This window comes from Halomonas sp. Ps84H-12, from assembly GCF_024124725.1.
GTDB lineage: Bacteria > Pseudomonadota > Gammaproteobacteria > Pseudomonadales > Halomonadaceae > Vreelandella > Vreelandella aquamarina.
The window spans coordinates 1-11,323 of record NZ_JAMXSJ010000009.1; the positions used below are offsets into that span (position 1 = coordinate 1).

Genomic DNA, 11,323 nt, shown 5'->3' on the forward strand with positions numbered 1-11,323 from the left:
GACAGCCCGGCGTGGCTGGTGAGGGTGCGGCGACTGGCGCGGAACTTTATGTTGGGCATGGCACTGTCTGGGTGAATGGCGATAATGGCTATATTGCCATGCAGGTCAGTGGGTTAGAAGTGCTTCCTGGGGCCGGTCTCACGGATTCAGGTATTAATCAAAGCCGCTTCCTTAAGCGGCTTTTTTATTAAAGGCTTCTATCTTTCAGGCTATAGGTACTAGTATTAAAAAACTCATCAATTAAGATTAAAACCATAACCTATATATTCATAAAAAACACCAACTTTATAAGTTAAGGATTAGAAAAATTTCCGATAGCGCCTTCTTTTAAATCGTCCAAACTCAACACAGGAAACAAAAAGACACATAACGTTTCAAAAGGAAGGCCCAATGAAACCGTTCAACCAATTACCAGCCCATCAAAAGACAGGATCCGTAGCCTCCTGCATGGCATTGGTAATGGGTGTCTTACTAACCAGTTTAAATCCAGAAGCTTCAGCAAACGACCAGTTCATTGACAGCATGTCTAGAGTCACACAATACGTAGAGTCTCAAGATGTCAGCCATTTAAAAGGCAATGTGAGCATCATTCAGCAGCAAGGCATTAACAACAGCGCGAGCGTCGTTCAATCTCGTTCAGCGAATTACCAATTTAAAAACTTCGCTTACATTAAACAAACTGGATATAACAATCAGGCCAATTTGATCCAGCACAATGGCAACAACATTGGCGTGATTGTTCAGCAAGGCTATAACAATAGCGTTACGGCTATTCAAGAAGGGAACAGTGTTGGAGTTGCACTGAACGCTATTCAAATTGGCTTTAACAGTAACCTAATGATTTCACAATCGGGCAGTGGCCTACGCGATGTAAATGTCCACCAACAAAACTACTCGGGCACTTCACGACCGGTCACTATCGATATCAACTGAGTCGCACCTGGCTTCTCAGTTCACCACCAAAGCAAGTTGATCGAAATAAAGGGGAAACACCATGAAACTGCAACTAACCGCTCTTGCTGCCGCTGTTAGCTTAGCTTTGTCCAGCGCTGCTATAGCTCAAACAACAGTAACATCGAATTCAAACCTGAACTATACAAGTATTGGCCAGCCTCAAGGAGGCGGATATGGTGTCGACAATGGAAATTCAACCGTAGATAATGCCGAATGGACAGGTTTTCCGCCATCCCGTGATGGAGCGTTTACTACGTTTCAGGATGAATTGGATAACATGGACGGCTCTACTGCAGGCCCAAATGAAAACTTATCGACCATTGACCAGACAGCTACTGGTACTACAGGCAACCAAGCAAGTGTAACACAGAGTGGTGGTTCACAAAACGAATCAAACGTAACACAAAACAAATTAAGTAGTACTGGCTCAGCATTAAAAGCTGATGTCATCCAAATTGGTAATAGTAACCGATCAGATGTTGATCAAGAGCTTAGCACAGGTGCTATTGCAAATATTTCGCAGCAAGGTGATAGTAACCTGTCTCGAGTAGATCAGTTTGGAGCCGACCGTAATGGCGCGGATGTATCTCAAACCGGTAATGGCCACCAATCGATTATTCATCAGGGAGTACTGACTGGTGGAGCAGCTGATAATAATGCATGGGTAAATCAAACTGGCGAAAGTAACCAAAGTTATATTCGTCAGCAGTGGTCTGATAACTATGCCGATGCTAACCAAAGTGGTATGGATAATATTAGCCATATTAAACAAGCAGGCGATGCTAATATGGCAATGCTGGATCAAAGTGGCGATGAGAATACGTCCTACATTCTGCAAGGTTCGGCGGGGGTTGGCGACTTCAATACCGCATATGTGGATCAGTCCGGTAGTTATAACGACTCATATGTATCCCAACTAAACGGCAATGATAACAAAGCAAATGTTAATCAAAGTGGCACATATGGAGAGTCTAATGTGTTACAAAATGGTAACAGTAACTTCGCTGATATCTCACAATCAGGAGAAGGAGATATCTCTTGGGTAATTCAGAACGGTGACAATAAATCTGCCACTGTCGAACAATCAGGTGTGGGTGTTCCTGGTGCCGAATTTAATGAATCGTTCATTATTCAAAGTGGAGCAGGTGCGCACACAGCATATGTCAATCAAGCACATGCTCCTGCTGGCGGTTGGAATAACATTTCAACTATCACTCAAACTGGTACAGTCAACGCATCTGCGAGTGTGATGCAGACAGGTAGTGGCAACCGCGCTTCCACTATCCAGTATTAATCATTAGCCAGTCCAATATTCTCATACCGCCCCTTCCGGGGCGGTTTTTTTGTGTTGTCACCTAACGCACCACCACCGTCAGCGTGCCGCCCTTGCCTTGGGTTGAAGAGCGCGAGCGGTTGCTGCCTTTGACGATATCGACCTCTAGCCGCTCGTCGTCACTCAACAACTTGACCGTTCCTTCTAGGGTGTCGCCTTCAAAGGTGAATTCTGCGGGTACAGTGCCGCGGGTTTCAGGATGTTCGACAGTTTCGCCGTTATGGGTAATGCGCCACTCGGCGGAAAACTCAGCGCCGGGAGAGCCGCTCATGGTGATGTGGATCTGGGTCATATCCTGCTCCTGTGCGGCTAGCCCTGAGATGGGCAAGCCAAGGGTAAGTACGGCGATAAACAGCGTGCCGTATCGTCGTGAAACGTGCCAAGCCAATGATCGTTTCATGTTAGCTACCTCATTAACCACAAGAGCCGCTCAACATGAGCGGCTCTTGCAGTGTAGCAGGCGTTCTAACTACCAGTTACCTAGTGTTACATAACAGCAAAGGCTTTTTCTGCAGCATCCAACGTTAGCTGAATATCTTCCGGTGTGTGGGCACTCGACATAAAGCCAGCTTCATAAGCGGAAGGTGCGAGATAAACACCGTGATCAAGCATGGCACCAAAGAAACGGCGGAAAGCATCGGGGTTGCAAGCGGTTGCCTGCGCAAAGTTATCCACACGGGATTGCGAGGTGAAGAACACGCCGAACATGCCGCCTGCAGATTGGGTCATCATCGGTACCCGCGCCGCATTGGCACGCTCTTGCAGGCCGTTACACAGCGTTTGTACGCGCTGGCTCAAGGCGTCGTGGAAGCCCGGTACCTGCAGCTTGGTGAGTAGCGCCACCCCGGCGGCCATGGCCAGCGGGTTACCCGAAAGGGTGCCCGCCTGATATACCGGCCCCAGCGGAGAGATGTTTTGCATGATGTCGCGCTTGCCACCAAACGCGCCGACCGGCATACCACCACCGACGATCTTACCCAAGCAGGTTAAATCCGGCGTGACACCGTAGTAAGCCTGGGCACCGCCCAACGCGACGCGGAAACCGGTCATCACCTCATCAAAAATCAGGATGCTGCCGTACTCGTTACAAACGTGGCGCAGGGTTTCCAAGAAACCTGGCTGAGGCGGAATGCAGTTCATATTGCCCGCCACCGGCTCGACGATGATGCAGGCAATCTGCTCACCGATCTCGGCAAAGCACGCTTCCACCCCCTCCGGGTCGTTGTAGGAGAGCGTGATGGTGTGCTCGGCCAGCGAGGCCGGCACGCCCGGAGAGCTGGGCTCGCCGTGGGTCAAGGCACCGGAGCCCGCTTTTACCAGCAGGGAATCCGAGTGGCCGTGGTAGTTACCCTCGAATTTAACGATCTTATCGCGCCCCGTGGTGCCCCGCGCCAGCCGAATCGCTGACATGGTAGCCTCGGTGCCCGAGCTGGTCATGCGCACCATTTCCATGGAGGGAATCATGTCGCAGATCAGGTCTGCCATGGTGGTTTCCACGGCGGTGGGGGTACCGAACGAGAGCCCGTTATCCAACCGCGCACGCACGGCTGCCAGCACGTCTTGATCGGCGTGACCGGTGATCATTGGCCCCCAGGAACCGATGTAATCGACGTAGCGGTTGCCCTCGACATCGAAGAGGTAAGCGCCCTGCGCACGTTCCATGAATACCGGCGGGCGGTGCAACCCTTTGAAGGCTCGCACGGGAGAGTTCACGCCCCCAGGAATATGGCGACTCGCGAGGTCAAACAGTTCAGCAGATGTGGTCATGGCATCCTCTATATAAATGTCTTACTACCAATGAGATCAAAAGCGCACGGGGCGTGGCAAGCGATTCGGCAAGCACTGCCCGCTCGGGGGCTGGTAGCCGTGAGACAAGCTCTCCCAGGTAAAGTGCTGCGCCTGTTCACACGCCGTTGGTAAGCGCTCACCTACCGCTAGACGCGCTGCTAAGGCTGACGCGAGCGTACAGCCGGAACCATGAAATACTTCCGGCAGCCGCGGCCATTGCCACTGGCGAGTGGTGTCGGGCGAATGCAGTGTATGCACCACTTGCTGTGCCGTACCGGGTAATGGGTCATCCGTTGCCGTCACCAGCACCGCTTGGCAACCCTGAGACAGTAGTGACACCGCACGGGCGGTATCGTCATAAGGCTCATGGATCTCAGGCGTCAGCGCCGCTAGCTCAAAGCGGTTCGGGGTTAAGATATCCACAAGCGGTAACAGCCGATCACGGTAAAGCGCCTGCAAAGCCTCTGTGGATAACATAGTGCCTCCCCCTGCTTTGAGAACCGGGTCAGCAACCACGGGCACCCCTGGAAAACGGCAAATAATTTGCTCCGCAGCCCGCAGCGTAGCTTCATCCGCCAGCAGGCCGAGCTTGATCGCGGCAATCTGCATATCACCGACAGCTTCGGCCATTTGCCGCATGGCGCCAGGGTCGGCTGGCATTACCCGCGACACGTTATGGCAGTTCTGCACGGTCATCGCCGTGGGGATCGTCACCGCCCAACCGCCACAGGCGGCGATGGCTTCGCTATCAGCGACCAGTCCGGCACCGCCCGTGGGGTCATGACCCGCTAGCACTAAAACAACAGGGGGAAGAGGTTGACGCATCAAAAGGGCTTCACTACCGCCAAAAGAATAATCGCGACCAGTGCAATCACGGGAGCTTCATTGAACCAGCGAAAAAATACGTGGCTCTTGGTACAACGCGACTGGTCAAACTGCTTAAGGTAAATCAAGCAAACGTGGTGGTAAGCAATTAACAGTGCCACCAAGGTAAGCTTGGCGTGCATCCATCCTTGGCTAAACCAGGCGGGCACCAAATAGAGCATCCAGCCCCCAAAAATCAGTACCAGGATCATCGACGGGGTCATGATGCCACGGTAAAGCTTGCGCTCCATGGTTTTAAAGTAAGTGATCGCTTGCTCATCACCTTTGTCGCGTGCCATGGCGTGGTACACATAAAGTCTTGGCAGGTAGAACAGTGCGGCAAACCAAGTAACAACGGCCATCAAGTGAATAGCCTTTACCCATTCGTACATGGTCTCTCCTTAGGCGGTGACGTATGGCTAGGAATCAGTCTCGCGGGCATCTGTTTGCCGAGCGTCAGTGTAGTGGTAATAACGCTCGATCGCGCCCCGGGTAATGATACCTGAAATTCGCTGCTGCTTTGGTCGATAGCCATGCACCACATAAAGCGCCCCAAGCGCACTGTCTTGAAGCTTTAAAAACGCTTCCGATAGTGTTGCCTGCAAACCAATCGGGGCCATTTCCAGCCGCTGGCCGGGAATCTCCAAAAGATCAATTAACTCATCTTCCGGCGGCACTTCTCCATCGAGCGCCTTATCGTGCTCCAGCAGCCAGCGGGCAAGCTCTGCTGCCTTTAGCCCCAGTACCGGCTTATCCTCACTGGAGCGCTCAATCACCAGCCACATGGGATTCGTTTCTAGCAGGCGGCGCGCCTGGTCGAGAGTGATCATGCGCTCGGTACGCACCAGCTGACGCTCCATCACGGCAGGCACCGACACTCGGGAAAGCGCTTGCATCAGCGGCTGCTGTAACGGATGCAATCCATAGCGTACTGAACTAATGAAAAAACCTTCACACCCCGTCAACTGCCGCGACGTTAAGCAGGCCACCACCACGACCAGCATCCCCGGTAGCATAATCGTCGGTGTATGAGTGAGTTCTAGCAGTGCCATCAACGCCGCCAACGGTGCCTGAAGAACAGCCCCCATCATGGCTGCCATACCGAGCATGGCATAAATCCCTGGGTCAGCAGCTTTCTCAGGCCATAGCCAGCCCCCTAACATACCGCCTAGTGCACCAGTGGCCGCCCCAGCGACCAGTACCGGGCCAATAATGCCGATCGGCACGCCGCCTGCAACGGTAATCGCAGTAATCAACAGCTTGGCAACCATCAGCGCCAATAGCACATTGATCGCCAACTGATTATTCAGCGCTGCCGCCACGCTGTCGTAACCAATGCCTTGGATTTCAGGAAACCACCACGCCAATACCCCGGTGCCGACACCCACGACGCCCAATCTCAACCACAGCGGCAGGGTTTGTAGGCGCTGACTTCGTGAAATATGGATGAAGAGGCCTGCCATCAAACCTATGACCAAGCCAATCACCACGATCCAGGGCAGGTTCATCAGCGACCCTAACGCCACCTCAGGAATCCGAAATGCGGGCGCATTGCCATACATCACCTGCGCCACCAGCGCGCCCATGGTGGAGGCTAAAATCACCGGCATAAAGCTCATCAGGGTGTACTCCATCATCACCACTTCCATGGCGAAGATCACCCCAGCAATGGGCGTGTTGAACGAGGCCGAAATACCGGCTGCCGTGCCACAAGCGACCAACACCCGCAAGCTATTATTGGGCAGCCGCAGCTTTAGCCCTAACCCGCTGGAAGCCGCCGCGCCTAAATGAATCGCAGGGCCTTCGCGCCCGGCGGATAAGCCACCCAACACGGAGACGACCCCCACCCACCATTGGTTCAGCCAGTTACGCAGTGGAAAGCGCCCCTGGTGATAGGTGAGACGCTCAATCACATGGCTGACCCCGAGCTTGCGCGCAGCGGAGCGCTGCCGATATAGCAACAGGCCAATCAATGTGACGGCGACGATCGGCAGAAGTGCTCTCAGCCACGGTGACAATCCTTCGAAGGCTTCCGGCTCCCCCTCCGGCATATAGAGCACCGCCCCGGCTTCAAGCAGCAGGCGAAACGCCACCATCACTGCCCCAGTAATCACCCCAGACACCAACCCCAGCACACACAGCTGCGGTAAGGCATCCACGTTCGCCAACTGGCGGCGAAAGCTCTCTAGAGTGAAATCTGACCGAGAAAAACGTGCCACAACGTCCGTCCTTGCGTTTATTGTTCGTTTCATTGTCTCGCGTTGCGCAGCGCTCTTAAGCGCTGGCTCTCTTGTGTATCATAGCTGGATACACTTCAACAGCCTGGCCACACTGATTAGGCTGTTAATTATTCAAGCGTCGATTGCGCGAAGCGCACAAGGAGTGGTTTGTGATTAACGTTGGCATCGTGGGTGGCACCGGTTATACCGGCGTCGAACTTCTCAGACTGCTGGCTCAGCACCCTCAGGTAAACGTCAAGGCCATCACCTCTCGCTCGGAGACTGGCGTAAAAGTGTGCGACATGTACCCCAATTTACGCGGTCACTACGACACGCTGGCATTCAGCGAACCCGACGCCAAGGCGCTAGGCGCAATGGATGCGGTGTTTTTTGCGACTCCCCACGGCGTTGCCCATGCCTTAGCGGGCGAGCTGCTGGCCAACGGCACCCGCGTCATCGACCTCTCTGCGGACTTCCGCCTGCGGGATGCCGACGAGTGGAGCCGTTGGTACGACCAGCCCCACGGCGCGCCGGAGCTGCTTGAAGAAGCCGTTTACGGCCTGCCCGAAATGCACCGCGAAAAGATCAAAACGGCTCGTTTGATTGCTGTCCCTGGCTGCTATCCCACCGCCGTTCAGCTAGGCTATCTGCCGCTGTTAGAAGCTGGCTTAATTGATCCGAACCAGCTGATTGCCGACTGCAAATCTGGTGTGACCGGTGCTGGCCGCGGTGCCAAAGTTGCTTCGCTGCTGGCCGAGGCCAGTGAATCCATGAAGGCCTACGGCGCGGGTGGCCACCGCCATCTGCCGGAAATTCGTCAAGGCTTGGGCGATATGCAGCCCAACCCAGTGGGGTTGACCTTTGTTCCCCATCTAACGCCTATGATTCGCGGCATTCACGCCACGCTTTACAGCACGCTGACCGCCGAGCCAGAAGATCTACAGGCGCTCTTTGAGCAGCGCTACGCCAACGAGCCGTTTGTCGATGTCATGCCCGCCGGCAGCCACCCGGAAACCCGCAGTGTCAAAGGCAACAATACCTGCCGCATCGCGGTCCACCGCCCGGGTAACGGCAATACGGTTGTGGTGCTTTCAGTCATTGATAACCTGGTGAAGGGCGCTTCTGGGCAAGCCATTCAAAACCTTAACTTGATGTTTGGCTTTGATGAGCACATGGGGCTTAACGCCCCCGCGCTGATGCCCTAACGTTTGAGGAATTCCCAGCAATAGTTGACCAATTTGCTGGGAATTACCCATAATCACCCCCTAATACGGATTATTCGTTCTTAAAGCTCGCGGGAGGTACCCATGAGCGGTGCAGAAGCTTTTGTTCCAACCCCTTTATTACTCTCTGATAGCGCCCGTAAGCGTATCAAAGCACTGATGGCAGAAGAGAGTAACCCTGCGCTTAAGCTGCGCGTGTACGTGACCGGCGGCGGCTGTTCTGGCTTTCAATACGGTTTCGACTTCGCGGACAGCGTTGCCGAAGACGACACGCTGATTGAGTTTGGCGATGCCACGCTGGTGGTCGACCCGCTCTCTTATCAGTATTTGGTAGGCTCCACAGTGGATTACGAGGAGGGCCTAGCAGGGGCTCGATTTCGTATCCAAAACCCCAATGCCACTACCACGTGCGGATGTGGCGCCTCGTTTATGGTGTGACCAACGTTGGTGACAACCCCTCCCCATGACTTGACGCCTTGGCGGTTTCTCGCCAAGGTTGAAAGGTCAATAACGGTTGCCTAGCCAATTTATAAGAAAAAAAATTCTATAAATTGCGCGGCTAACCACATAAAACATGGGGAAACTAATGAAACACCTATTCACTACCTCTACTATTGCGGCCGCCATCACACTGGGTTTGGGCAGTACCACTGCGTTTGCGCAAACGCCTACCGTCAACGTGGCCACTGACCCAAGCTTTGTGCCTTTCGAAATGCTCGACCCCGAGACCGGTGAAATGATCGGTTTTGATATGGACATCATCAATGAAGTCGCTGATCGCGCTGGCTTTGACGTCAACCTCACCACCATGGAGTTCTCGGGCATCATTCCTGCGGTGCAAACCGGCAGCCAGGAAATTGCCATTGCTGGCACGACCATCACCGAAGAGCGTGCTCAGGTCGTTGACTTCTCTGATCCCTACTACGACTCCGGTCTGCAAATCATCGTACGTGCTGATAACGAAGAGGTCTCCTCCATCGAGGATCTCGAAGGACTGTCAGTGGCCACCAAAATCGGCTCCACCAGCTACGACTTCTTACAACAAGAGCTTGGCGAAGACGCCGATATCACGCCCTACCCAGGCACCGCTGATATGTACATGGCGCTGCTGGGCCGCAACGTAGACGCCGTGTTTTATGATGCACCAAACGTGGCTTACTTCTCACAAACCCGTGGCGAAGGTCGCACTAAAGTCGTCGGCCCGCTGTACGAAGGTCAGCAGTACGGCATCGTATTTCACAAAGGCAGCGAGTGGGTAGAGCCGACCAACGAAGCGCTGGCCGCTATGCGTGAAGACGGCACCTACGATGAGATCTACACAAAGTGGTTCGGTGAAGCACCCAGCGCTGAGTAATTAGCGCTATATGCCATAACCAACGCTTAAAGCGACTCTCACCACAGGGCTGGGCGGCCATTTACCCCCGGCCCTGTGTCGTTGTTCCCCTTGCCTGGAGATAACGCGTGGACGTTAACTTTCAGTTTGATTGGTCGGCTGCGTTCGGGTCGATCCCCTACTTGTTACCCGGTATTCCCTGGACGCTACTGATTTCATTTGGCGGCCTGGCGATTGGTTTTTTCATCGGTATTTTCTTTGGGTTACTGCGTATTAGCCCGGTACGCTGGCTGCGCTGGCCTGCGGTTGTGTATGTTGAAGTATTCCGCGGCACCCCTATTTTGGTCCAAGTGCTGTTTATCTTTTACGGCTTGCCGCAACTGTTGGGTGGGCCCATCAACGCCCTGGTAGCGGGTATAGCGGCCATTGCCGTCAACTCCGGTGCCTATATCTCTGAAATTGTGCGCGGCGGCGTTCAGTCCATCGAGCGCGGCCAGCGGGAAGCATCGCTATCGCTTGGCCTCTCTCGGGTGCAGGCGTTCCGCTATGTGATCTGGCCGCAGGCACTGCGCCGTATGATTCCACCGCTGGGTAACCAGGGCATTATCAGTATCAAAGATACCTCGCTTTTTTCGGTTATCGGGGTCAGTGAGCTGGTACGCCAAGGGCAGATCTATATCGCCACCACCTTCACCGCGCTGGAGGTCTACTTCATGGTGGCACTGATGTATCTCGCCATTACCTGGACCCTCTCACTGGTGCTGCGCCAAATCGAGCGCCGCGGCCTCGCCGGACAATAAGGAGCGCACAATGACTTCTACTCAAACGCCCATTGTGCGTATGCAAAAGCTCCACAAGCACTTTGGCAGCCTGCACGTACTCAAAGATATCGACCTGGAAATTGTGCCTGGTGAAGTCGTCGTGGTCATCGGGGCCAGCGGCTCGGGTAAATCCACACTCATTCGCTGTATCAACGGCTTAGAAGAGTTTCAGTCAGGCAGCTTGGATGTGGACGGCAATACGCTGCTACCGAACGGTAAAAGCAGTCAGGCGCTACAAACCATCCGCACCGAAGTGGGCATGGTGTTTCAGCAGTTCAATCTGTTCCCGCATCTTAGCGTGCTCGATAACGTCACTCTCGCACCGATGAAGGTGCGTGGCTGGAGCCGTCAGGATGCCGAAGAGACTGCCAAGCGGCTACTTGATCGCGTAGGTATTGCCGACCAGGCAAATAAGTACCCCAGCCAGCTCTCCGGTGGCCAGCAGCAGCGTGTGGCGCTGGCGCGTGCGTTGGCCATGGAGCCGCGCCTCATGCTGTTTGATGAGCCAACCTCAGCCCTTGACCCCGAGATGATTGGCGAAGTGCTAGACGCCATGCGGGAGCTTGCCAAAGAGGGGATGACCATGGTGATTGTTACTCACGAGATGGGCTTTGCACGTGAGGTAGCCGACCGCATCATCTTTATCCATAAAGGCGAAATTGCCGAACAAGGCACCCCTGAGCAGCTCTTCGATTCCCCTCAACACGAACGCACTCAGTCGTTCCTGGCACGGGTACTGAAGCACTAATGTCGTGCTAACCATGCGCTCTTAAATCGCCAATATTGCG

The 11,323-nt window shown here is 54.1% G+C and carries 13 protein-coding genes; 8 read left to right on the forward strand and 5 right to left on the reverse strand.

The window, feature by feature from the left end; all coding sequences use genetic code 11:
* From NH344_RS06390 to NH344_RS06400, 3 genes are all read left to right on the forward strand, one after another.
* On the forward strand, positions 1 to 191 hold a 191-nt coding region (locus tag NH344_RS06390), incomplete at its 5' end, for a hypothetical protein (RefSeq protein WP_253027661.1).
* A 199-nt stretch (positions 192 to 390) separates the two neighbouring features.
* On the forward strand, positions 391 to 933 hold the full coding sequence (locus NH344_RS06395; RefSeq protein WP_052509917.1) for a hypothetical protein: 543 nt from the start codon (positions 391 to 393) through the stop codon (positions 931 to 933).
* Positions 934 to 994: 61 nt separating this feature from the next.
* On the forward strand, positions 995 to 2,248 hold the full coding sequence (locus tag NH344_RS06400) for a hypothetical protein (protein ID WP_058577318.1): 1,254 nt from the start codon (positions 995 to 997) through the stop codon (positions 2,246 to 2,248).
* A 61-nt stretch (positions 2,249 to 2,309) separates the two neighbouring features.
* Here the strand turns inward: NH344_RS06400 and NH344_RS06405 are convergent, their stop codons facing one another.
* The 5 genes from NH344_RS06405 to NH344_RS06425 form a co-directional block, all read right to left on the reverse strand.
* Positions 2,310 to 2,687 carry a hypothetical protein gene (locus NH344_RS06405; RefSeq protein ID WP_172515158.1) on the reverse strand — a complete coding sequence of 126 codons (378 nt, stop codon included), beginning with the start codon at positions 2,685 to 2,687 and terminating at the stop codon, positions 2,310 to 2,312.
* An 86-nt stretch (positions 2,688 to 2,773) separates the two neighbouring features.
* Positions 2,774 to 4,054, reverse strand: coding sequence for a glutamate-1-semialdehyde 2,1-aminomutase (gene hemL, locus NH344_RS06410; RefSeq protein WP_058577319.1), 1,281 nt, complete (start codon positions 4,052 to 4,054; stop codon positions 2,774 to 2,776).
* Positions 4,055 to 4,090: 36 nt separating this feature from the next.
* Positions 4,091 to 4,900, reverse strand: coding sequence for a hydroxymethylpyrimidine/phosphomethylpyrimidine kinase (locus tag NH344_RS06415; protein ID WP_054644923.1), 810 nt, complete (start codon positions 4,898 to 4,900; stop codon positions 4,091 to 4,093).
* Positions 4,900 to 5,331 (reverse strand): protoporphyrinogen oxidase HemJ, encoded by a 432-nt coding sequence (gene hemJ, locus NH344_RS06420; RefSeq protein ID WP_058577321.1) that lies wholly within the window; start codon positions 5,329 to 5,331, stop codon positions 4,900 to 4,902. Before hemJ ends, NH344_RS06415 begins: the two co-directional genes overlap by 1 nt.
* A 27-nt stretch (positions 5,332 to 5,358) precedes the next feature.
* Positions 5,359 to 7,158 carry a chloride channel protein gene (locus tag NH344_RS06425; protein ID WP_062361044.1) on the reverse strand — a complete coding sequence of 600 codons (1,800 nt, stop codon included), beginning with the start codon at positions 7,156 to 7,158 and terminating at the stop codon, positions 5,359 to 5,361.
* A 170-nt stretch (positions 7,159 to 7,328) separates the two neighbouring features.
* Between NH344_RS06425 and argC the strand changes: the two genes are divergently transcribed.
* The 5 genes from argC (at position 7,329) to NH344_RS06450 (ending at position 11,283) form a co-directional block, all read left to right on the forward strand.
* A complete protein-coding gene (gene argC, locus NH344_RS06430) occupies positions 7,329 to 8,363 on the forward strand; it encodes an N-acetyl-gamma-glutamyl-phosphate reductase (protein WP_062361047.1) in 1,035 nt (344 codons plus the stop codon).
* A 102-nt stretch (positions 8,364 to 8,465) separates the two neighbouring features.
* Positions 8,466 to 8,819: an iron-sulfur cluster insertion protein ErpA gene (gene erpA, locus NH344_RS06435; protein ID WP_062361049.1), complete on the forward strand. Its 354-nt coding sequence runs from the start codon at positions 8,466 to 8,468 to the stop codon at positions 8,817 to 8,819.
* A gap of 148 nt (positions 8,820 to 8,967) precedes the next feature.
* Entirely contained in the window at positions 8,968 to 9,735 is a 768-nt protein-coding gene (locus NH344_RS06440) for a transporter substrate-binding domain-containing protein (RefSeq protein WP_062361052.1), read from the forward strand.
* A 107-nt stretch (positions 9,736 to 9,842) separates the two neighbouring features.
* Entirely contained in the window at positions 9,843 to 10,514 is a 672-nt protein-coding gene (locus NH344_RS06445; RefSeq protein ID WP_054640716.1) for an amino acid ABC transporter permease, read from the forward strand.
* A gap of 10 nt (positions 10,515 to 10,524) precedes the next feature.
* Entirely contained in the window at positions 10,525 to 11,283 is a 759-nt protein-coding gene (locus tag NH344_RS06450) for an amino acid ABC transporter ATP-binding protein (RefSeq protein WP_054644921.1), read from the forward strand.
* Positions 11,284 to 11,323 lie beyond the last annotated feature (40 nt).